General features: G+C 62.0%; 24 protein-coding genes. 16 read left to right on the forward strand and 8 right to left on the reverse strand.

Translation table 11 applies throughout. From position 1 onward, the window contains the following. Positions 1 to 6: 6 nt before the first annotated feature. Positions 7 to 921 (reverse strand): LysR family transcriptional regulator, encoded by a 915-nt coding sequence (locus tag ACZ6WW_RS12230; protein WP_465274430.1) that lies wholly within the window; start codon positions 919 to 921, stop codon positions 7 to 9. Between the two features lie 170 nt (positions 922 to 1,091). On the opposite strand from ACZ6WW_RS12230, the gene ACZ6WW_RS12235 reads away from it, so the two are divergent. Next, positions 1,092 to 2,069: a quinone oxidoreductase family protein gene (locus ACZ6WW_RS12235; protein ID WP_465274431.1), complete on the forward strand. Its 978-nt coding sequence runs from the start codon at positions 1,092 to 1,094 to the stop codon at positions 2,067 to 2,069. Between the two features lie 61 nt (positions 2,070 to 2,130). Here the strand turns inward: ACZ6WW_RS12235 and ACZ6WW_RS12240 are convergent, their stop codons facing one another. Both ACZ6WW_RS12240 and ACZ6WW_RS12245 read right to left on the reverse strand, forming a co-directional pair. Beyond that, positions 2,131 to 3,375, reverse strand: a complete 1,245-nt coding sequence (locus tag ACZ6WW_RS12240; protein WP_465274432.1) for an MFS transporter — start codon at positions 3,373 to 3,375, stop codon at positions 2,131 to 2,133. Positions 3,376 to 3,503: 128 nt separating this feature from the next. Beyond that, positions 3,504 to 4,367: an AraC family transcriptional regulator gene (locus tag ACZ6WW_RS12245; protein ID WP_465274433.1), complete on the reverse strand. Its 864-nt coding sequence runs from the start codon at positions 4,365 to 4,367 to the stop codon at positions 3,504 to 3,506. 133 nt (positions 4,368 to 4,500) lie between these two features. Between ACZ6WW_RS12245 and ACZ6WW_RS12250 the strand changes: the two genes are divergently transcribed. From ACZ6WW_RS12250 to ACZ6WW_RS12265, 4 genes are all read left to right on the forward strand, one after another. Next, positions 4,501 to 5,484, forward strand: a complete 984-nt coding sequence (locus ACZ6WW_RS12250; RefSeq protein ID WP_465274434.1) for an alpha/beta fold hydrolase — start codon at positions 4,501 to 4,503, stop codon at positions 5,482 to 5,484. Between the two features lie 35 nt (positions 5,485 to 5,519). Next, on the forward strand, positions 5,520 to 5,990 hold the full coding sequence (locus tag ACZ6WW_RS12255; RefSeq protein WP_465274435.1) for a DUF1801 domain-containing protein: 471 nt from the start codon (positions 5,520 to 5,522) through the stop codon (positions 5,988 to 5,990). Between the two features lie 99 nt (positions 5,991 to 6,089). Further along, entirely contained in the window at positions 6,090 to 7,061 is a 972-nt protein-coding gene (locus ACZ6WW_RS12260; protein WP_465274436.1) for a LysR family transcriptional regulator, read from the forward strand. Positions 7,062 to 7,146: 85 nt separating this feature from the next. After that, positions 7,147 to 7,857, forward strand: a complete 711-nt coding sequence (locus ACZ6WW_RS12265; RefSeq protein ID WP_465274437.1) for an SDR family NAD(P)-dependent oxidoreductase — start codon at positions 7,147 to 7,149, stop codon at positions 7,855 to 7,857. 54 nt (positions 7,858 to 7,911) lie between these two features. Here ACZ6WW_RS12265 and ACZ6WW_RS12270 read toward each other — a convergent pair whose 3' ends face one another. After that, on the reverse strand, positions 7,912 to 8,385 hold the full coding sequence (locus ACZ6WW_RS12270; RefSeq protein WP_465274438.1) for an Lrp/AsnC family transcriptional regulator: 474 nt from the start codon (positions 8,383 to 8,385) through the stop codon (positions 7,912 to 7,914). A gap of 129 nt (positions 8,386 to 8,514) precedes the next feature. Between ACZ6WW_RS12270 and ACZ6WW_RS12275 the strand changes: the two genes are divergently transcribed. The 4 genes from ACZ6WW_RS12275 to ACZ6WW_RS12290 all read left to right on the forward strand — a co-directional run bounded on the left by ACZ6WW_RS12275 (position 8,515) and on the right by ACZ6WW_RS12290 (position 10,855). Continuing rightward, positions 8,515 to 9,186, forward strand: coding sequence for a glutathione S-transferase family protein (locus ACZ6WW_RS12275; protein ID WP_465274439.1), 672 nt, complete (start codon positions 8,515 to 8,517; stop codon positions 9,184 to 9,186). Positions 9,187 to 9,449: 263 nt separating this feature from the next. Then, positions 9,450 to 9,605, forward strand: a complete 156-nt coding sequence (locus ACZ6WW_RS12280; protein WP_281850886.1) for a ribbon-helix-helix protein, CopG family — start codon at positions 9,450 to 9,452, stop codon at positions 9,603 to 9,605. A gap of 1 nt (position 9,606) precedes the next feature. Continuing rightward, positions 9,607 to 9,960 carry a hypothetical protein gene (locus ACZ6WW_RS12285; protein WP_465274440.1) on the forward strand — a complete coding sequence of 118 codons (354 nt, stop codon included), beginning with the start codon at positions 9,607 to 9,609 and terminating at the stop codon, positions 9,958 to 9,960. A 37-nt stretch (positions 9,961 to 9,997) separates the two neighbouring features. After that, a complete protein-coding gene (locus ACZ6WW_RS12290) occupies positions 9,998 to 10,855 on the forward strand; it encodes a class I SAM-dependent methyltransferase (RefSeq protein ID WP_465274441.1) in 858 nt (285 codons plus the stop codon). Between the two features lie 20 nt (positions 10,856 to 10,875). Here ACZ6WW_RS12290 and soxR read toward each other — a convergent pair whose 3' ends face one another. Further along, positions 10,876 to 11,319: a redox-sensitive transcriptional activator SoxR gene (soxR, locus tag ACZ6WW_RS12295; RefSeq protein ID WP_465274442.1), complete on the reverse strand. Its 444-nt coding sequence runs from the start codon at positions 11,317 to 11,319 to the stop codon at positions 10,876 to 10,878. Between the two features lie 186 nt (positions 11,320 to 11,505). On the opposite strand from soxR, the gene ACZ6WW_RS12300 reads away from it, so the two are divergent. Further along, a complete protein-coding gene (locus tag ACZ6WW_RS12300) occupies positions 11,506 to 12,846 on the forward strand; it encodes an MFS transporter (RefSeq protein ID WP_465274443.1) in 1,341 nt (446 codons plus the stop codon). 287 nt (positions 12,847 to 13,133) lie between these two features. On the opposite strand, the gene mgrA is transcribed toward ACZ6WW_RS12300, so the two are convergent. Beyond that, positions 13,134 to 14,165, reverse strand: coding sequence for an L-glyceraldehyde 3-phosphate reductase (gene mgrA / locus ACZ6WW_RS12305; protein WP_465274444.1), 1,032 nt, complete (start codon positions 14,163 to 14,165; stop codon positions 13,134 to 13,136). A gap of 237 nt (positions 14,166 to 14,402) precedes the next feature. Here mgrA and ACZ6WW_RS12310 point away from each other — a divergent pair, with 237 nt between their 5' ends. Further along, a complete protein-coding gene (locus tag ACZ6WW_RS12310) occupies positions 14,403 to 16,070 on the forward strand; it encodes an MASE1 domain-containing protein (RefSeq protein ID WP_465274445.1) in 1,668 nt (555 codons plus the stop codon). Here the strand turns inward: ACZ6WW_RS12310 and ACZ6WW_RS12315 are convergent. Then, positions 16,057 to 16,524: a hypothetical protein gene (locus tag ACZ6WW_RS12315; RefSeq protein WP_465274446.1), complete on the reverse strand. Its 468-nt coding sequence runs from the start codon at positions 16,522 to 16,524 to the stop codon at positions 16,057 to 16,059. The two genes, ACZ6WW_RS12310 and ACZ6WW_RS12315, sit on opposite strands and share 14 nt — an antisense overlap. A 282-nt stretch (positions 16,525 to 16,806) precedes the next feature. Between ACZ6WW_RS12315 and ACZ6WW_RS12320 the strand changes: the two genes are divergently transcribed. The 4 genes from ACZ6WW_RS12320 to ACZ6WW_RS12335 are packed head-to-tail and all read left to right on the forward strand — an operon-like array spanning position 16,807 to position 20,824. Then, positions 16,807 to 17,487 (forward strand): DUF3348 domain-containing protein, encoded by a 681-nt coding sequence (locus tag ACZ6WW_RS12320; RefSeq protein ID WP_465274447.1) that lies wholly within the window; start codon positions 16,807 to 16,809, stop codon positions 17,485 to 17,487. A 10-nt stretch (positions 17,488 to 17,497) separates the two neighbouring features. After that, entirely contained in the window at positions 17,498 to 19,594 is a 2,097-nt protein-coding gene (locus ACZ6WW_RS12325) for a DUF802 domain-containing protein (protein ID WP_465274448.1), read from the forward strand. Beyond that, a complete protein-coding gene (locus ACZ6WW_RS12330; protein ID WP_465274449.1) occupies positions 19,591 to 20,238 on the forward strand; it encodes an OmpA family protein in 648 nt (215 codons plus the stop codon). The genes ACZ6WW_RS12325 and ACZ6WW_RS12330 overlap by 4 nt, the downstream gene beginning before the upstream one ends. Continuing rightward, entirely contained in the window at positions 20,231 to 20,824 is a 594-nt protein-coding gene (locus ACZ6WW_RS12335) for a DUF2894 domain-containing protein (RefSeq protein WP_465274450.1), read from the forward strand. The genes ACZ6WW_RS12330 and ACZ6WW_RS12335 overlap by 8 nt, the downstream gene beginning before the upstream one ends. A gap of 146 nt (positions 20,825 to 20,970) precedes the next feature. Here ACZ6WW_RS12335 and ACZ6WW_RS12340 read toward each other — a convergent pair whose 3' ends face one another. After that, complete coding sequence (locus tag ACZ6WW_RS12340) at positions 20,971 to 21,279, reverse strand: antibiotic biosynthesis monooxygenase family protein (RefSeq protein WP_465274451.1); 309 nt, start codon at positions 21,277 to 21,279, stop codon at positions 20,971 to 20,973. Positions 21,280 to 21,369: 90 nt separating this feature from the next. Between ACZ6WW_RS12340 and ACZ6WW_RS12345 the strand changes: the two genes are divergently transcribed. Continuing rightward, positions 21,370 to 21,699 carry a winged helix-turn-helix transcriptional regulator gene (locus tag ACZ6WW_RS12345; RefSeq protein WP_465274452.1) on the forward strand — a complete coding sequence of 110 codons (330 nt, stop codon included), beginning with the start codon at positions 21,370 to 21,372 and terminating at the stop codon, positions 21,697 to 21,699. The last annotated feature ends 42 nt before the right edge of the window (positions 21,700 to 21,741 follow it).

Genomic DNA, 21,741 nt, shown 5'->3' on the forward strand with positions numbered 1-21,741 from the left:
CTACTGTCAGGGCAGTTTCGCCTGGGAAGCGCCGCCAAATAGCTCGACCATCCAGTCGACGAACAAGCGCACCCTGGCGCTGAGATGGCGTGTCGGTGCAAAGACGATGGAGATCGGAATGGTTTCGAGCGACCAGTGATCGAGCACGGTGGTGAGCCTTCCTTCATCGATATGCGCCTTGGCAATCGCTGCAGGGGTCTGCACGATACCGAGTCCTGCGACACCCGCAGCCAATAGTGCGTTGGCATCGTTGACCGCGATCTGATAGCGCCCATGGACGGTGATTTCCTCGCCCGCCGCACGCATCACGATGGGCTGCGTGCGTCCCGTTCCGGCGAAGAAATAACGCACGACGACATGATCGCGCTCGAGATCGGACGGATGCGCTGGAACACCATGGCGCGCGAGGTACGACTTCGAGGCGCAGAGCACGAGCGGCAGGTCGCCAAGATGACGGGCCACCAGGCCTGGATCGGTGACTTTCCCTCCGCGCACAAGGCAATCGATCTGATCGCCGAGCAGATCACTGGGCCTGTCGCTGACGCCGATATCGAGTTGCAGATCCGGATAGCGCGCGTAGAAGTCCGGCAACGCCGGTATCACGATCTGCGTGGCCATGGCCGATGCCATGTCGACACGTATGCGTCCGCGAGGGCGTGCGTGTTTCACCGCCAGGTCCGCCTCCGCCTCCCGCCATTCATCGAGTACGCGGGACATGCGCTGGTAGTACGCAACGCCTTCGCTGGTGAGCGACACGCGACGTGTCGTGCGGTTCAGTAGTTGAACGCCGAGTTCGCGCTCGAGAAATTGCACCAGCTTGGTAACGGAGTTGCGTGGCAGCTCCAGGGAGTCGGCCGCGCGCGTGAAGCTGCCGGCGTCGACCACGCGGATGAAGGCAACCACGGCGTTGAAGCGATCCATACGGAGCTCCCGAGGGGGGCTTTATTGTCACCCATATGGGAACATAGTTGCATATTTTCCCATCTTTATCCTCACCGTCATGACAATGACAATTCGCTCCGTTGGTTGAGAGCGAAGCATCCCTTTGTCTATCCATGAGGCGGCGACATCCGACCGCCGAGGAGTTTTCCATGACCCACCATCGCGTTCGAATCTATGAAGCCGGCGGTCCCGACGTGCTGCGATATGAGCCGACGCCCGAGCCGATCGAGCGCCCGGGCGCCGGGCAGGTCCGGCTTCGGCATGAAGCCATCGGGCTCAATTTTGTAGACACGCTTTTTCGTAACGGCGCCTTCGCCATGCCGTTGCCTTTGGACATGGGTATCGAGGGCGCGGGTGTCATCGAAGAGCAGGGCCCTGGTGTAGCCCATCTCGACGTGGGCGATCGTGTTGCGTACTTCTTCTCACCCGGGGCATACAGCGATGTAAGGCTGATTGCCGCCGATGCGCTGGTGAAATTGCCGGCGACGATCAGCACGAAAATCGCTGCGGCCATCCTGACAAAAGGATTGACCGCGTGGATGCTGGTCAAGCGTGTGCATGTCATCAAGCCGGGCGACGTTGCCCTGGTTCAGGGCGCTACCGGTGGCGTCGGTCTGCTGGTAGCCGCATGGGCTCGTGCGCTTGGCGCCACGGTTATTGCAACGGCAGGCTCGGAGCAGAAAGCCCGGTCGCTTCGCGCTCGCGGTTTCGATCACGTGCTGTCCAGCGATTCGGCGACATTCGTCGAGCAGATTCGCAACCTGACCGGTGGTCAAGGCGTCGACGTGGTCTACGAAATGGTGGGGAAGGCCACCTTCGCCTCATCGATCGAAGTCCTGCGCAAAGGCGGTTCCTTCGTGCATCTGGGCAGTGCCTCCGGCGAACCCGAAGCAAAGGACAGTGCTGAAATCGAGCGCCGGATGATTCGATACAGCCAGCCGGTCACGGGGCAGGTCGTCAACGGTCCGACCGTGTTGGCCGAGGCGAGCGAGGAGCTCTTTGCAGCGTATGCGCGGGGCGATCTTGGCGAGATCGATCCTGTCTTCTTCAAGCTGCAGGACATTGTTTTGGCGCACAAGGCCATTGCGGACAGGCAACTGCTGGGTCCCGCCGTCATTCTTCCTTGAGCATGCTTTGAACATGCCTTGGGCGGCCCGGCGATGGCGCCTCGCACGGCATGGCCGATAGTCACGATGGCGCGATAGCGGGGGCGGCGATGGCGTCGTCCCCGCTGGTGCGCAGCGTCGATCGGAAAGCACACCACAATGCCAGGGAGCCCAAAGAGATGGTTCCCAGCAGCAGGAAAGAGGAACGGAAGCCGAAGGCTTCGGCCACCCATCCGCCGAGTAGTGGGCTCAATGCCGCGCCGATGCCCTGTATGGTCATCAGCGCCCCCTGTCCAACGTTCACACGGCCCGTGCCCTGCAGCAATTGCGCAACCATGGCGGGTACCGCCACGCTTTGCAGGCCCGCCCCCACGCCATCGAGCGCCTGGACCGGCCAGACGCCCCAGTCCGCAATGAAGGAGGCGGCAACGAGGCCGCGCACGGGTAGTGCGAGAAAAGTCAGCAGGATCACGAACCAATGTCCCCGGCTGCGCATCCACCCGATAGCCAGGATCGACATCACGACCATCACCGCCTGCGCGACGACGATGGTCAACGCCGTAAACAACGCGGGATTGCCCTGGTGAGCGGCGACCACGGCCATGCCATAGAGCGGCAGCATGGCTGCATTCCCAAGATGAAACAGCAGCAGGGCCAACGCGAGAATCAGCAGGGGCTTGCAGGTAAGCAGGACGTGTAGCCCCGATACCTGGTGCGGGTCGGCCAGCTTTTTTTCGAGGCCACGCGCAGCCTCATGGTCAATCGCATCGTGCCGGATCAGCAGCACGCTGATAATGGCAAGCACGGCAAACAGCGCGGACAAGCCAATGATCGCGACGAACCCGAACTTCCAGCCAAGCAGGCCAGACAGGCCCGCACCCACCACATTCCCGGCATGGTTGATGGCCTGATTTCGGCCAAACTGGCGGTCAAAGCCCGCCTTTCGAACCATGCCCAGGGTGATGCCCGCGAGCGCCGGACCCAGCGCGGCGCCCGCAACAGCCGTGCTCACCTGGGACAGCGACACCACCCAGACGGACGATGACACCAACAGCAAAGCCGACGCCAGCACAGTCAACACGCTACCGCTGACCACCAGCATTCGCTTGCGGGATGTGGCATCCACCAGGGCGCCTGCCGGCGCCGTGGCAAGCATGCCTACCAGGCCGCCCAGCGTCATGACCGCGCCGATCGCGCGGGGATGCCACCCTTGCGCCTGCAGGAAAACGCCGAGAAACGGTCCGATTCCCGCCTGTACGTCAGCCATGAAAAAATTGACGCTTTCGAGTGCCCGGATGCTTATGGATGGCTTGGGGCGATCGCTCATGAGAATCCCGGTGGGGGAGTTACGAAGCGACGCTATATCGCCTTGCGTGTGCACGCGGTGCAGCGAAGCTCGATGCGGCAACGAAGATGGCGGTACGCAGCAGCTTTTCTGAAGCCACTGCCATCTTTTTAAGCGCCACGCCCCGGCAGATTGCGCATGCAGCGCGCCATATGACTGGAGTGGGCAAAGCCACATTCCATGGCGATCTCGGTCATGCTTTTCTCGCCCTTCAGCAACAGCGCACGTGCGCGCTCCACGCGCCGCTCGAGCACGAAGCGATGCACCGGTGTCCCCGCCGCCTGCTTGAACAGCGACTTGAAGTGCGACAGGCTGAAACCGGCCACATCGGCGAGCTCGGCGAGCGCGAGATTCCGATCGAGGTTCACCTCGATGTATTCGATCACCCGGCGCAGCCGCCATGGCGGCAGGCCGCGTCCGGATTTGGGCTGCGGCTCATCGCGGCGTGTCTGCAGTGCGATCATGCGCGCCGCCAGCGCGGTGGCGAGGCTGTCCATGAACAGCCGTCCGGTCGGGCAACCCTCATGGTCTTCGGCTTGCATGATCCAGCCGATGCGTTCGATCTGCGCATCGCGCATCTGGATGCGCGGTGCGAGCTCGGCGACGTGCGGCTTTATGTTCATCGCATCGGCGGTTTCCTGCACGAACGCCGGTGACAGGCGAACCAGAAATGCGCCGGCCGGTCGATCGAACATCCAGCGATGCGCCGTTCCTGCCGGCACGATGGAGCAGTGCCCCTGGATCTGAAGACCGTGCCGTTCCTGCCCGTCCATGCGGCAGGTCACCTGAACGGGTTGGCCCAGGTGATAGTCGAACGTGTGGAAGCGGTCATCGACCGGGGGCTCGATATATCCCGAAGGGACTGGCACCGTCACAAGATCGGCCAGTGGCACGCGCTTCTGGCCGCCATCGGGCGCAACCGCAGACGGGGAGGGCGGTGTGGTATCGGGGTGGCGCGGGGAACCGTCGCTCATGACCGGATTCTTCTATGTCCTCCGGCGTGGCGCAAGAAAAAAACCGCCCGTGCCCGCTATCGGCCATTTATGCGCGCGAAGCGTTGGCCCGGCAACCCATATTGCCGTGACATGGGTTGCCCGGAGAATCGGCATGAGACGAAGAGAGTTTCTGGCATTGACCGGCACCACTTTGGTCGGCGCGGTCATGGGCAGTTATGCGTCGCGTGCGAATGCGCACCCGGGCGCGGCGCAAACGAATGCATCGCAACCGATGAACGCGGCGGCATACCGCGCGTTGCGGCGCTATGCGAAAACGCCTTTTGGCGATATCGCCTATGTGGAGCGTGGCAATGGCGCCGCTGCGCTGTTTGTGCACGGATACCTGCTCAACGGGTTCCAGTGGCGCGGTGCGCTGGAACGACTGTCGGCACACCGTCGTTGTATTGCGCTGGACCTGATGGGGCTGGGCTATACCGAAGTGGCCCGGGGGCAGAGCGTGACGCCGGATGCGCAGGTGGCGATGATGGTGAGCTTCCTGGATGCGCTGTCCATAGACAAGGTCGACATCGTTGCCAGCGATAGCGGAGGCCAGGCTGCGCAACTGCTACTTGTGCGGCATCCCGCCAGGGTCCGCAGCATACTGCTCACCAATTGCGACACCGAACCCGATAGCCCGCCGGCTGCACTGAAAAAGACGCTGGAATGGGCGCACGCTGGGACCCTGCCGGAGCGGCTTATAGCGCCCTGGATCGCAGACAAGGATCGGGCTCGCCGGGAGTACCGGGATCTCTATACCTATCCGACCCATCCCACCGACGAGGCGAACGAGTACTACTTTCCGCCATTGATCAGCACGACGAGGCGCAGGGAGCTCGTGCAGGCCTACACCATCGGGCTGGAACACAATCCGTTGATCGGCATTGGGCCATTACTCAAACGTAGCTCCGTGCCTGCGCGCATCGTATGGGGCACGGGCGACACCATCTTCTCGCCGGCCGGTCCGGACTATCTGGATCGCAGCTTCGGTCATTCGCTGGGCGTTCGCCGGGTCGAGCAAGCCAAGCTGTTTTTCCCGGAAGAACTGCCGGACGTGGTTGCCGAAGAGGCTCGGCGACTATGGAATGTGCCTGGATGAGCGGTGCTGCATTGCATTTGTTACGCCGGGCATGAATGGCGATACTCGCGATCGGCACGGGGCCAGCATGCAAGGCGAAAGATTCCATGAATCCATCCGAACGTATCGACCAGTTGATCGCGAGTATCGAGGATTGGCGCGGCAAGACATTCGCCGCCGTCCGCAAGAGCATCCTTGCGGCCGACCCGGAGATCGTCGAGGAATGGAAATGGATGGGCAGCCCGGTGTGGTATCGCGATGGCATCATCGCGGTGGCCAATGCCCACAAAGGAAAGGTGAAGCTGACTTTCTCCTATGGGGCGAGCCTTCCCGATCCCGACAAACTGTTCAACGCGGGTCTCGACGGCAACGCGCGACGAGCGATTGATTACTTCGAAGGCGACAAGGTCGATAGTGCCGCTCTGAAAAAGCTCATTCGGGCCGCCATTGCCTACAACCAGAGCAAGTCGAAGAAGAAAGCGCCCGCGGCTGTGCGAGCGAAAGCGACGAAAAGCAAGAAGGCGTGAAGCCGTAGCGGCAGCCCAGGCTATCGACGCGCGTACCGCGTGGTGGTCCAATCGACAACATGTCTCTACGTCCACATCGCACATTCACAGGGGGCTTTCATGGATCGCCTTGATGCCATGAAGGTCTTTATCGCGGCGCTCGATGAGGGCAGCCTCGCGGGTGCCAGTCGCCGAACCGGGCGTTCGGCGGCGGCGGTAAGCAGGGCGGTGGCATTTCTCGAGGCGCATGTCGGCGTGCCGCTGCTCCATCGCACCACCCGGTCGATCAAGCTGAGCGAGGCGGGCGAGCGTTATGCCCTGGCCTGTAGAAAAGTACTCCTGGATCTGGAAGAAGCAGACAGGAATGTCGCCGGCGAAAAATCCGTGCCCAGAGGCACCTTGACGATTACCTCCACTGTGTTCAGCGGCGTGGAGATACTGCGCCCCATCGTCGACGCGTTCATGGACGAATACCCGACGGTCAATGTGCGGATGCATATGCTGGAGCGGCCGGTCAATCTGATCGATGAAGGCATGGACCTCGCGTTGCGCATTACGCACCTGGCCGACTCGACGCTGGTGGCGCATCGGGTGGGCGAAGTTCGAAGAGTTATCGTGGCATCGCCGCGTTATCTGGCGACGCATCCGCGGATTGCGGAGATTGCCGACCTGGCCAAGCATCAGATCATCGCCATGTCGCATATGGGGCAGGAGTCATGGAGCTTTCCTCCCTTGGCGGGTTCGTCGGTTCCGCGCTCCGTCTCGCTGGTGCCGCGTCTGGTGATCAACAACGTGCGCGCCGCGGTGGAGTCGACGCTCGAAGGGTATGGCGTGTCGCGGCTGCTCTCTTATCACGTCGCACAGGAGGTCAAGCAAGGATTGCTTCGCATCGTCCTGGCCGACGCCGAGCCTGCGCTCATTCCGGTGCATCTGGTATCGCCATACGGCCGTCTTGCGGTGCCCAAGGTGCGTGCGTTCGTCGACTTCGCGCTTCCGCGTCTGCGCACGATATTCGCATCCCGGGCCAGAGAGATCGAGATGGCCCCCGATCCGGCGATTCCACCGCGGCGCGGAAGAAAGTCTGCCGAATAGCGGGGATTCGCTAATCGGCAGCGTGCTCCTAGATTGAAGACATCCCGGCACTGAGTCGGGCCCCTTCCTCTTGGAGTGATACATCATGACTAGCCAACAGAAAGTCGCCATCGTTACCGGCGCATCGCAAGGTATTGGTGCAAGCGTGGTCAAGGCGTTCCGCGATCGCAATTATCGCGTGATCGCCAATTCCCGTTCGATCAAGCCGTCGAGTGACCCCGATGTCATCGCCGTGCCGGGCGATATCTCCGATCGCGCTGTCGCCGAGCGCATCGTTTCCGAAGCCATGTCGCGTTTCGGCCGTATCGATACCTTGGTGAACAACGCAGGCGTATTCGTCGCCAAACCGTTTACCGCCTACTCCCAAGAAGACTATGCAAGCATTCTTGCGGTGAATCTGAACGGGTTTTTCCATATCACGCAGCTGGCGATCGCGGAGATGGAGAAACAGGGCAGCGGACATATCGTCAACATCACCACGACGCTTGCCGAACAGGCCATCGAAGGCGTTCCGTCGGTGCTGGCATCGCTCACGAAAGGCGGCTTGAACGCCGCGACCAAGTCGCTCGCCATCGAGTACGCCAAGCGCGGCATCCGGGTGAACGCCGTGGCGCCCGGCGTCATCAAGACACCGATGCACGCTCCAGAGACTCACGCCATGCTCGCGGGATTGCATCCGGTCGGTCGGATGGGTGAGGTTTCCGATGTCGTGGACGCGATTCTTTATCTCGATGGCGCAGGATTTGTCACGGGCGAGATCCTGCATGTCGACGGCGGGCAGAGCGCGGGTCATTGATCGCTCCCGGGGTGGGCATCTCGCCCGCCCCGATCTCGCGCGGCTGCACAGGAGTTAGTCGGCCGACGGGTCCATGGGGACCAGCAGGCCGCGTTTGAGCGTGCTCAATGCGACCCGTGTCTGGAAGCGTCGTACATTCGCGTTTTCCGTAACCATTCTTTGCATCACCGCTTCGAAATCTTCCACATCGCGCGCGACGACGATGAGCACATAGTCGCCCGCGCCGGTGACATACCAGGCTTCCTGGATCAGCGGTTCGGTGGCGATCCATTGCTTGAGACTGGCCAGCAGCTCGGGGCGCTCCCGCTCGACTTCGACATCCACGATCATGGTCAGGGGATGACCGACGCTTTTGGGATCGACCACGGCAACTTCGGCCGTAATGATGGCTTCGTCGCGCATCCGGGCAATGCGTCGTTGCACCGCCGAAGCAGAGAGGCCGATCTCGGCGCCGATCAGCTCGGCAGGGCGGCGCGTGTCCTTCTGGACAATGGCCAGAATGCGCCGGTCAAGTTTGTCGAGGTCCATGGGCATCTGTGCGTGCAGCCTGCTCAGGTCGGGGGAAAAACCCGTCTTGATATAAACAGTCGCGGACTAGCCGCGTCACGGGTAACTAGCATAGGGCATACCCCGCACCGAGTTGGAACGCGTTGACCCATGAAGCTCCTGTACCAGTCGCATTCACCCTATGCGCGCAAAGTCCTGGTCGCCGCCCATGAGATGGGGCTGGCCGGGCAACTGGAAGTGATTCATCACGAAACCAGCCCGACGCTCCGGAACGAAGAAGTGTTTGCGCTCAATCCATTGGGCAAGGTGCCCGTGCTGATCTGCGACGACCAGACCGTACTGTTCGACTCCAGCGTGATCTGCGAATACCTGGATGGCTTGCAGCAAGGACGAAAACTCTTTCCGGCGTCGTCCGCGCAGCGTTTCATGGCGCTTCGCAATCAGGCGGTTGCCATGGGCATCGCCGATGCTGGCATCGCAGTTCGTTGGGAGACCGACCGTCGCCCGGAGGTGGTTCGCTGGGCTCCGCTGCGTGAAGGCTATCGGCAAAAGATCATTGCAGCGTGCGATTTTCTAGAAGCGACGATCGAGCAGGACAGGGAGCCCGACATCGGCGACATCGCATTGGCTACCGCATTGAGCTGGATAGCGTTTCGGCAGGTCTACGACTTCGAGGTGGGGCGGCCGCGATTGCAGTCCTGGTATCGGCAGATGAGTATGCGCCCATCGATGATGGCTACGCCGTTTGAGGGCGATACGGTCGACCAGGCTCCGGTTGCTCGACCCTTATCAGGAGCGTCCGATGCCGTGGCCCTGGCGTGACTTACTGTTCCTTCATGGCCACATCGTAGATATCGACTTGGCGCGCAGGTTGGCCGAGCTATCGCCAGAGAAGCCGATTTCGTGCAGCGGCAATGTGATGCCGCCCGAAGAGCGCATTCACAGTGCGGTCGCGACTGAAATCGCTCCTGCAAGCTAGCCAAGCCTGCCTGAGTCTGTAGGAGCGACTTCAGTCGCGACCGGCGCTTGCACTGCAAATAATATCGAACTAGGATGCTAGCATCCTAGCAATGATTTTGTGGCGAATGGCAGACACCGTCAAGCAATTCAACGTGTACTTGCCCACCGAACTGGTTCGCGAGGTGAAGCATCACGCGGTTGAAACCGAGCAATCGCTATCGGCGATCGTTGCCGCCGCATTGCGCGCTTATCTCGACGCACAACAGCGAAAGCGGAGGTAGCATGAAGACCAATGGCATCGATGGCATCCTCATCGAAACGCATAACTGGGGCAAAACCGTAGCGTTCTGGCAGGACCTCGGTTATGAACTCGAATTCGAGACCGACCATCATTCCGGTCGCCTGCGCCATCCCCACGGCGGTCCCTACATTTTTGTGGCGGAGCGCCCGAGCGATCACGTCCTGCAAGTCGTGCTTGGCGTTGCGATCGACGACGCTGCGCAATTCACGCCGCCGCGCAGCGGCACGGTAACCCAGCCCTTTGAGAAACAGCATTGGCCTGCGCTGCAGATGTTGCTGAACGATCCCGATGGACGCCAGCTTGCGGTAGAAGCCCCGTTACCGCCGAATCTCTGATGCCGAAGATCGCAACCCGATCGTTGAGAAGATCGCCATGAGTGACGACCAAAGCCTGAAGCCGGAAGGTACAGCCGCGCGTGTTGCGCTGTGGCGCGCGATGCATGTTGAGGCCGATGCTGCGCCGCATGTCTTCGAAGACACCGTTGGCCTTCGGTTGATCGATCCACCCGATGATTGGCGGCAGCGTCCGGATATGGATCTTGCAGGGACATCAGGTTACCGGGCGGGTGTGGTGGGCCGGGCGCGTTTCATCGAAGACCTGGTTACGGAACAGGTCGGTCTTGGCGTTAGCCAGTATGTGCTTCTCGGTGCGGGTCTGGACACATTCGCCCAGCGCCGGGCCGGGATTGCTTCGCGTATGCGCGTCTTCGAAGTCGATCAACCCGGTCCGCAAGCATGGAAACGGCATCGCCTTGTCGAGCTTGGGTTCGGCGTTCCTGAGTGGCTGAAGCTGGTATCGGTCGATTTCGAGGCCGGGCAGTCGTGGTGGAACGAACTGCTGCGTGCGGGCTTCGATCCGTTCAAGCCGGCGGTGGTGGCTTCCACAGGCGTCTCCATGTACCTCCGGCGGGACGCGAATATCGCATTGCTGCGACAGGTCGCCCAGCTTGCGCCGGCATCCACGCTGGCCATGACGTTCCTGCTGCCGCTGGACCTGATCGATGCGAAAGAGCGTCCTCAGCACCAGGCGCTACATGAGCGTGCACGTGCCGCCGGCACGCCCTTTCTCAGCTTCTTCAAGCCGATGGAGATGCTGGCGCTGGCAAACGAGGCGGGTTTTCGGCAGGCCACTCACGTCTCCACTGCGGATCTGGTCCAGCGCTATTTTGCCGATCGAGCCGATGGTCTGAAGCCTGCTCACGGCGAATCGTTCCTGGTCGCCGTAAGTTAAGTAGAGACGCGGGTAACGCGTCACTCGTCGGCAGGCCAGCGCAACGCGCCGTTGCCTTTATCGGCAAGACAATCGGCCGGATTGCTCAGCTTGCAGCGTTGCAACGAAAGGCAGCCGCAGCCGATGCAGTCGCTGAGCTGGTCGCGCAAGGCCAGCAATTGAGCCACACGTGCATCGAGCGTGTGCCTCCATGCACGTGACAGGCGCATCCAGTCCGCGCGTGTGGGTGTGCGCGAATCGGGCAGCTGCGCCAGTGCGTCCTGGATGTCTCGTAGCGAAAGGCCAACGCGCTGGGCGATGCGGATCAAGGCAATCCGCCGCAGCACGTCCCGCGTGTAGCGGCGCTGATTTCCGGCATTGCGCATGCTGCGGATCAAACCGCGTGATTCGTAGAAGTGCAGCGCCGATACGGCCACGCCGCTTCGCCTGGCGAGTTCACCCACGCTGAGTTCGGGGGAGGGCATGGCTTGACCTCAAGTTAACTTGAGGGATTAGCCTGGGGCAACCCTCATCTGAAGTCAAACCGCATGGATATCGATGTTGCACAAATCTCGCCGACGGGTTCCCAGGACAGGCGAAGCCCGTCGAAGAATGGCGTAAGCAGGGACGAAAGCGTTTTATCGCCACGTTATCGGGCCGCGACCATCGGTATGGTTGCTCTGGTTGCGCTCGGTGCTTTTGAATCCCTGGCCGTAGCCACCGCGATGCCGACCGTCGCCGCCGCTCTGGATGGCGTATCGCTTTATACGCTCAGTTTTGCCGGTGCGCTCGCGGCCAATATCGTCGGCATGGTCGCCGCCGGGCGCTGGAGCGACGTGCGTGGACCGATATCACCGCTATGGATAGGCGTTGCGCTGTTCATGGCCGGATTGCTTGTCAGTGGCTGGGCGCAGGACATGACCTGGTTTCTGTGGGGCCGTATCGTGCAAGGTGTCGGGTCGGGCGCCATATCGGTCGTGCTCTACGTCATCGCCGCCAGGACGTATCCGGAGCGATTGCAACCGAAGATATTTGGTGCGTTCTCGGCAGGCTGGGTGATCCCTTCCCTGATCGGCCCCACCTTGACCGGCGTCATCGTCGAGCATGTCGGCTGGCGCTGGGTTTTTCTGGCGGTTCCCTTGTTGGCGCTGCCCGCTGCACTGATGATGCGTCCTGGCATGCGCTCGCTCGCATCGGCTGGTCGCAAGCCGCTGACCGGCGTACTTCGTCTGTTCGATGCGCGCGTTGCCTGGGCCTGCGCTGCGGCGGTCGGTGTCTGTCTTCTGCATCTGGCCAGCGAACCATCCGAGCATGGTCATGCGTTGTTGACGGTGGTTGCACTGATCATGTTGTTTGTATCGGCCAAACGCCTGTTGCCGAAAGGATCGTTGCGGGCCCGGCCCGGGGTGGCCAGCGTGATTGCGTTACGTGCGATCGCCGGCGCGGTGTTCTTTGGCACGGAGGCGTTCATTCCTTTGCTGTTGTCGCGCGAATACGGCCTGTCGCCGGTCTGGGCGGGAGCGGTGTTGATGATTGGCGCACTAGGCTGGTCACTGGGCTCGTGGTACCAGGGAAATACCCAGCAAGCGCAGGCGCGTAGCGGGCTGTTGCGCACAGGTATGAGCCTGATGATTGCCGGCGTGCTGATGTTGAGCGCAGCCATCGCGCTCATATATGTGTACCCCATGGAACGAGCAAGTCTTGTCGCTATCGGCGGGGCGCTGGTCGCGTGGGCGCTGACCGGTGCCGGCATGGGATTGGTCTACCCCAGCCTTTCCGTCTTGCTGCTGGCCTACAGCGCACCGGAAGAAGTAGGCAACAACAGTTCGGCGCTCCGGCTTGCCGACGCGCTGGGTGTTGCCGGCGTGCTGGCATTGGACGGGGCGATCTTTACCCGGCTGCTGTCGCACGCGCCATCGATGGCGTATCTCGCGGTTTTTTTGCTCAGCGCCGTGTTGGCTGTGCTTGGGCTTGCTCTGACGCGACGGACTGAAATCGCTCCTGCGAACTAGCTGCACCTTGCTGATCTTGTAGCAGCAACTTCAGGGAATCTCTAGAAACTTTTCCTATTCGTCATTCCGGCGAAGGCCGGAATCCACGCCTCAGCGCGGATACTTGCCACATACTGTCTGACAAGCGGCAACTGAGGAATGGATCCCGGCCTACGCCGGGATGACGAAAGGGAAACTGAGGTCGCTGGAGGCTGGCCTCAGTCGTGACCGTCGTCGCATCACCGCGATGCAAGCGTTACCAACGGCGCTTCTTACAGGTGCAAGTCGCACTCCAACTGGATGAACTGTTACAACGACGCCGACTCACGCCACAGATCGGTACCGCCTTCCGTCGCGTACTTATCGATTTCAGCGAGTTCATCGGCCGAAAAATCGAGCCGCTTGACGGCATCGAGCGAGTTGTCGAGCTGCTCCACCGTGCGTGCGCCGATCAGCGACGAGGTGACGCGCGGGTCGCGCAAGGTCCAGGCGATGGCCATCTGGGCGAGCGTCTGCCCACGCCGTTCGGCCAGCGCATTCAGTGCGCGAATGTGCCGGAGATTGGCCTCGCTCAGCATGTCCTTGCCGAGCGAACCGCCGCGCGCCGCGCGTGCATCGGCCGGAATGCCGTTGAGGTATTTCGACGTAAGCATGCCCTGCGCCAGCGGCGAGAAGGCAATGCAGCCGGTGCCCAGGTCTTCGAGCGTGTCGAGCAGGCCGTTTTCGATCCAGCGATTGAGCATCGAATAATTCGGCTGATGGATAAACAACGGTACGCGTTCCTCGGCAAGAATGGCCGCCGCCTTGCGTGTCAGTTCGGGCGAGTAGCTGGAAATGCCGACATACAGCGCTTTGCCCTGGCGATGCAGGTGCGCAAGCGCGCCCATGGTTTCTTCCAGTGGCGTGGTAGCGTCGACGCGATGTGAATAAAAAATATCCACATACTCCAGCCCCATGCGCTTGAGCGACTGGTCGAGACTGGCGATCAGGTATTTCCGGCTGCCACCGATGCCGCCATAAGGGCCGGGCCACATATCCCAGCCTGCCTTGGTCGAGATAATCAATTCGTCACGATAGGGCGCGAAGTCGCCGGCCATGACGCGACCGAAATTTTCTTCCGCCGAACCATAGGGTGGGCCGTAGTTGTTGGCCAGGTCGAAATGGGTCACGCCACGGTCAAATGCGCGTCGCAAGATCGCACGACCGGTCTCGAAGACGTCCGCGCCGCCGAAGTTCTGCCACAAACCCAGCGAGATAGCCGGCAGATCGATGCCGCTCCTGCCGCAGCGGCGATAAGGCATGGCGTGGTCATAACGGTCGAGGGCGGCTTGGTAAGGCACGAGGCGGGTCTCCAGGCATGTGGGTGTGGGGGAATCGGCCAAGTTTAGGCGAGGGGAGGCATTTGCGGATGGGGCGCCGGTATAGGAATATCGGGAGATAGCATTTCCACGGAGGCCTCACTCCGTGTGTGACATCGCAGTTTCCGTTGGGTTTCGGGGGCATGATTGAGCGATGTCGACGTTGTTGCGCATACCGCCGTTGTGCTTAGGGATGTCCGATCTCGAAGGGGTAGCCGAATGAGTGGTTTTTCACGAGGGAACGTGTGGCTACAGCATGCGGCAGTGGCTGTCGCCTATGCGCTCGGCTATGCGTTGCTCAGGCAGCTTTCCTGGTCGCACTGGGTTCTGTTTGCCGGTTATCGGTTATCGGTGTTGATGCTGACCCCCTACCGCTATTGGCCCGCGCTGATCGTGGGCGAGCTGGTGCCGGTGGGTTACACCAGCCTCTCGTGCCTGGAAACCTTCGGCTGGCTTTGGTCCAGCGTCATGATGGTGCCGCCTATCGCACTGGCGATGCCGGCGGTGAAGTTCTGCCGGGAGCGCTTGGGGATGGTGCCTGCCAAAGGGCAGATACCGATGGGTGTCGTCCTGGCGTGCACCCTGGTCGTGTCCGGGGTGTGGACCCTGGCCAATGCGGCCGCGCTTTCCGTGGCGTTGTTGCCGCCGAATGCGCCTGCGATCGACTATGGCGTCGAAATCTCCCGCTGGTTCGTGGGTAACTTTCTCGGCATTTTGACCGTCGTACCGCTGGTACTCCTGGTTCGAAGCCGGTGGTCCCGGCGCGCCAATACCCCATGGGCGATCTTCTTGCAGGTCACGCAATGCCGTCTGGTCCTCGAGGCCGCAGGCTTGTTGGTGCCCGCCCTGGCCTTGCTGGTATGGATCGGCCTGGACGCCCGAAGCGAGGGTTCTCGCCAGGTGGCCCAGATGTTGATGTTCCTGCCGGTCATCGCGCTCGCGCTTCGTCATGGCTGGCATGGCGCCGCGATTGGCGGCACCGTCGCCAGCCTCTGCATCGTGCTGACGATGCCGGAGCACTACGACACGACGACCTTGCAGTCGGAAGTCTTCGTGGCGTTCGCGATCAGCTCGATGTTGCTGTTCGGAAGCCGGATTGCGGCACTGCATTGGGCGGACAAACAGCAAGCCCACACGAGCGACCCATCGATCGAGCTGGCGCTGAGAATCCAGGCCCAGGCGGAGGAACAGTTCCGTCAGGCCGCGCAAGCCATCGAACTGGTGAGCGAGTCGGTGCATGAGACCGAAGAGGTGATGTTCGAACATCTGCGCCAACTTTGGCCGGCGGTGGACACGCGCGCATTACGGCGCCGGACCACGCTGTCCCGGGAGCAGCTGTTCCAGGTCGTCGACGGACTGCATCCGGTGACGTTGCGAGAACAGGGACTGGTCGCCGCACTCCGCCATGGCGGAGTGGCCCGCGCGCTGGATACCCATCGCATCGGCTACTGGGTGCACGCCCATGGCAACACCCAGCAACTGTCGAAATCCCTGCAACTGGCATTGCATCGCATCGTTTACGAGGCGGTCAATCACTTGTGCGCAAGCCACGGCGTCAGCGACCTCACGGTTCGGATTCGCGGCGGCCAGTTCGGCGAGCGGCGATGGGTCGTCGTACGGGTGGATGCGCTCTTCGCCAGCGATCCCACGCAGCGCATCCACGGTGGTCCCTTGCTTTATCGTCTGGGTGCCACCGGGCTGGGCATCGATGCCATCAAGGATCGTGTTGCGCTCTACGATGGAAAAGTCCGTGTGCGTACGACCGAGCACGGCGAGCTGATCAGCCTGATGCTGTATGAGGCCGGTGCTGCGCCGGAACGGACGACCAGGGTGGTGCGTGTGAATCAACAACCCAACACCACCCCGGCGTTCCTCACTTTGCGTTGAGGTGGGTGCTGCATTCCACCGGGTTGGTGCAGGTGGAGGCTTTCAGAAGCGTGGTTCCGTTGGATTGCGTGGCGGCGGTCACGCTCACGGAACTGTCCTGGTAAACCGTGACGCCCGGCGATGACGTCGATGCGGCCGTGGCCGGAGCATCCTGCGGCGTCTGCAGATTGGCGGCTTCACGCCCCATGGGCAGCGGCAGGAACGTGCCGTTCGCGGTAGCGAAGGCGGCAAGGACGTTGCCGGCGTTGTCGTTGATCTGCACGTATTTCACGCCTCCCTTGACCCAGGCATAGGCATGGAACCCAGGTGTGCGGCTGACATCCTGGGCGTCGGCGGGCCAGGCGCTACCCAAGCCGGAGGCGGGTTGCTGCTGGGCCATCGCCGGACCGGCCAGCGTGACGGCCATCAGTCCGATGAACAGGGCGGGCCGAACGGCAAATGCTTTCTTCAACATGGGTGTATTCCCCTTCGGTTATCGTGATAGTCAATCGAATGTATCACCGTTGCCGAAGGGCAAAATGTGTCATGGGCCAGGATGATTGGCTCTACGCGCCTTGCCGGAAAGGCTTATGGCTGCTCGCGATACGCATGGCTTGTGGCGCCTGATACACCCATGTCTCCGGGCCCCGGGGGTCTGGCAAGCGCATGCCGCCGGAATGCCGGCTTAATCGATCCGACCATTGCCCCTGGGTCTGCGGCAGGCGCGGTCACCATAACCGTATAAAATGGTCGTCTTTTGACCAGCCCAATCGTGCAGAACCCTCAACGGACGACTGTCCGTGGCCCGACGTTCATTCGTTTGCTTGCTCGTCTGGCGAACGTCGATGCCCCACAATCGAGTCCCTCGCTACCGGACCGGCTCAGCCAATGGCTCAGCTGGGCCCACGCCATTGCGCTGTCCACCGCGCTGGACAGCGGGCCGTCCGCGATGAATGCCGGTGCGCCAACCTTCGATAGCGCGGCGGAGGAGGAGTGTGCCCGCGTGCACGGCTCGCTGGTTCAGGCCATTGCTGGCGACCGCGACGTGGGGCTGGCCGGTGCTGCGGTCGATTACAAGATTTTTCGCCAGCGTTACCTCACCCGGCAGCGGGCCATGATGGCGGCCACGGGCAATCTGCGTGGCCGGCTGCGCGACATGCTTGCGCAGACATCGGTGGAGATGGCGCGTCTGGCGGACGTGGATGCCGTCATGGAGCTTGCACTGAGTCCGCGTGAGCAGCAGCTACTGGCGACTGTGCCTGCGCTGCTCGGAGAACACTTCGAACGCCTGCGCCAGGCCGAGCAGACGTTGGATACCGCAACGCCCGGCGCATGGCTGGACGTGTTTCGCAACGACATGCAGAGCGTGTTGCTCGCCGAACTGGACGTTCGTTTTCAACCGGTCGAAGGCCTGCTTGCAGCGCTTCGCACCAGCTAACTGGGAAGTCATGTTTAGAAATCTTCTGAATCTCACGGTGTTCTTGATCGGCTTTGTCGCCGTGTGCTGGATCGGCGTGGGCTATGTGGGCTCCAATCCGCTCGGTGCGGCCGTCGCCTTATTGATCGGCGCCTGCTATCTGGCGGGCGCGCTCGAGCTGTATCGGTATCGCGAGGCTACAGCGACGCTACAGCACGCCGTGATGGACCTTTCCGCGGCACCGTCCAGCCTCGGCGCATGGCTCGACCGCTTGCATCCGAGCCTGCGCAACGCAGTGCGTCTGCGCGCCGAGGGTGAGCGCGTGGCATTGCCGGCGCCGGCACTGACGCCTTACCTGGTGGGCTTGTTGGTCTTGCTGGGCATGCTCGGCACGTTGCTGGGCATGATGGCGACGCTGCGGGGCACTGGCATGGCACTGGAAAGCGCGACGGATCTGCAGGCGATCCGTGGGTCGCTCGCCGCACCGGTCAAGGGCTTGGGCTTTGCGTTCGGCACGTCGATCGCAGGCGTGGCCAGCTCGGCGATGCTCGGTCTGCTCTCGGCGCTTTGCCGGCGCGAGCGGCTCGCGGCGGTACAGCTGCTGGACGCGAAGATCGCCTCGACCTTGCGCATCTACTCGCAGGCCTACCAGCGTGAGCAGGCATTCAAACTTCTGCAGCAGCAGACCGAGTTGATGCCCGCGCTGATTGATCGGCTACAGACGATGATGACAACCATCGAGCAGCACAGCATGGCCACGAGCGAGCGACAGCTGGCCAGCCATCAAGCGCTTCATGCCACGACCGAGTCCATCTATACGCGGCTGGCCGCGTCGGTGGACCAATCGCTGAAAGAGAGCGCTGCCGAAAGCGCGCGCGCGACGGGCGCGGTAATGCAGCCGGTCGTCGAATCCACGATGGCAGGTCTCGCACGTGAAACAGCATCGCTACACGACACTGTCACGCAAGCCGTAAAGCAACAACTGCAAGATCTGTCGACGGGCTTCGAAACGGCGACCGCCACGGTAGCGGATATCTGGAAGAGCGCGCTGGCTCAGCACGAGCGATCGAACGAAGCGCTTGCCAAGGATCTGCGCAGCTCGCATCAACATTTCACCGAGACTTTCGAGCAGCGCTCGGCCGGTCTGCTGGAAAATGTTTCGGCCCGTCTCGATGCGACGGCCGGCAGCGTCGCGGATGCGTGGACCAGGGCGCTATCGCAGCAGGAAGCGGTCAACGAAGGCCTGGCCGTCCGCAACCAGCAGGCCATGGCCGCCGCCGCGGCAACCTTCGAGGAGCGCGCGACATCGTTGGTCCGCGTGGTGCACCAGTCGCATACGGACCTGCAGGCAACGCTCGAATCCAGAGACCAGGAGCGGCTGACGAGCTGGGCAACGACGCTCGATGCGATGACCGGCGCGTTGAGCAAAAACTGGGAACAGGCCGGCGAGCATGCGGCGAGCCAGCAGCAGGCGATCTGCGACACGCTTGCAAGCACGGCTCGCGATATCTCGGCACAGACGCAGGCACACGCCCGCGACACCATCGCGGAAATTTCGCGCCTCGTGGAGGCGGCATCGGAAGCGCCCAAGGTGGCCGCCGAAGTCGTTGGCGAACTGCGTCAGAAGCTCTCTGACAGTATGGTTCGCGATACCGCCATGCTGGACGAACGCAGTCGTCTGCTGGCGACGCTCGAAACCCTGCTCGATGCCGTGAACCACGCCTCCACCGAGCAGCGAGTCGCTGTCGATGCGTTGGTCACCACATCGGCTGATTTGCTCGATCGTGTCAGCACTCGCTTCACCGATCACATCGAGGCCGAAACCGGCAAGCTCGGCGCGGCCTCTGCCCAGGTCACCAGTAGCGCGATCGAAGTGGCGAGCCTGGGCGAGGCATTCGGCGTGGCCGTACAGCAGCTGGGCAAGTCGAACGACGGCTTGATGGACCGCCTGCAGCACGTCGCCACCGCGCTCGATGCATCGCTCGCCCGTAGCGACGAACAGCTGGCGTACTACGTGGCGCAGGCGAAGGAAGTGATCGACCTGAGCATGCTTTCGCAGAAACAGATCATTGAAGACATGCAGCGGCTCGCCGATCAGCGCGCCTCCGCAGGCGTCGAGCCGGCATGAGCGACGACATCGAAGTCGACACCGAGTCGACGGCACCGATCTGGGCCGCGTTCGGCGACCTGATGTCGGTATTGCTCGGCGTGTTCGTGCTGATTCTTGTCGGCGTGATCGGCGTGCAGCTGCAACTCTCCAACCGGCTGGACGAAGAGGTCAAGCAGCGGCAGGTCGAAGCGCAGCGCCGCATGACCCTGGAGCAGGCGCTGGCGGCGCCGCTGGCGCAGGGCCGTGTGACGCTGATCAATGGGCGCATCGGCATTCGCGGCAGCGTGCTGTTCGCCTTGAACTCCGATCAGCTCCAACCCGAAGGGCTGGATGTACTGAAGAGCCTGGCGGGCCCGCTTTCCAACTACCTCAAGTCCCGCGACGAGATCCTGATGGTGAGCGGCTTCACCGACGACCAGCAAGTGCACGATGGCAACCGCCATTTCGCCGACAACTGGGAGCTTTCGGCACAACGCGCATTGACCGTCACGCGTGCACTGATCGCCGAAGGCGTCCCCGCCTCGTCGGTATTTGCCGCCGCGTTCGGCTCACAGCAGCCGGTCAGTTCCAACGTCAACGACGAAGGGCGAGCGAAGAATCGTCGCGTGGAAATCGCACCCATTCCCAAGCCGTCGGCAACCGATACGAATGCCCATGAGTAAACGCGGCATGGGCGTCCGGGCAACCATCGACGCGTGGCGCGAACAAGGCGCCGATCGCCTGGATGCCATTCGCTTTCATTACATGGACGCGCTGGAGAGGCGCGCTGCCGGTCATGAGGGCGAGGTGCGGCGCGTGCTGGACGAGAAACTGGCCGTGTTGCTTGACGCGTATGCGGCCGATCTGAAAAAAGCCAAGGCACGGAAAGCCAACACATCGGCATCGCCAGCCGCGCCTGCTCGTGAGACGCTGAGTAGTCTGGTCGAGCACATGACCGGCCACAGCGCTGCATCGTTTCCGGAACTGGAAGCGCTCGATACGTTTCGAAACATCTGGTCCAAGCTCCGAAGCGAGAACCAGTTGCGGCAGGCGCTCGATCATCTGCCGACAAACGCCGGGCCGCTCAACTCGAGCGCCCTGGTGCATCGATCGATCGTGCTGATGCGCGAGCTTTCGCCGGGATATCTCCAGCAGTTTCTATCCTATGTCGATGCCTTGTCGTGGATGGAGCAGATGAATGACGCCGTCGCTCTGGCAGCTAAAGATGCTGCCCGGCCAGTGAGCGCCAAGAGAGCGCGCAAAAAATAAAGCGTAGAAGACGCAAACAACCTCAGTCTCCATCGTCGCCCCGGCGAAAGCCGGGGCCCAGCGTCTTCAGCACATTGAAGCGTAAGGCACTGGGTCCCGGCCTTCGCCGGGACGACGGATAGAGGACGTTTCAAGTTGGCCCTGACCTACACAGCCTCATTCGTCACCTCCGTCATCTCGTAATGACGCATCTCCTCGATCCGACTCACATACGGTCGAATAGCCGCCAGAAAAGGCGGGAACTGCGGACTATGCCGAAACCCCTGCATATGATCATCCGCCGACGTCCAACGAATGCGCAGGATATATATGCCGGCTTCCTCAATGCAGCGCGCCAGTTCGTAACCCAGGCAATACGGACTGGCGGCGAGATGAGTGGCAGCAGTGGCGTAATCACGTTCGAAGCCTGCCGAGTCGGCCTCTGGCAGGCGGTAGCGGATATATTCGACGATCATGTGCAGACTCGCTCTTCACGGGGCGGAAGGCTGCATGATGATGCGTGAGCCATCAACGCGATACGCACCAATCGGTAACCGGGAGTGGCGATGGACGTGGAAGAAACAACCACCTATGTGTGTCCGGTAGAGCTTGCCTTGAGCGCGATCGCCGGCAAATGGAAGCCTGCGATTCTGTGGGAGCTTAGTGCCGGCCCGAAGCGCTTCGGTGAATTGCAGGCGACCTTAATCGGCATCTCGCACAAGGTGTTGAGCCAGCAACTGACGCAGCTGCATCGCGATGGCATGGTGGAGCGCGGCGATGCCGGCGGTGATGCGATGGGTTACACGCTGACCACGCTGGGCGGCACACTACGTCCGGCGTTGAATGCGCTGGCTCAATGGGGCAAGGAGCACGGTGCGATGGGGTCGCAGCGCTAGGGAGCTAGGCTGGATCGTTGTGATATCAGCTCACAACGATAT

It is taken from the genome of Dyella sp. NPDC103356 (assembly GCF_055584465.1).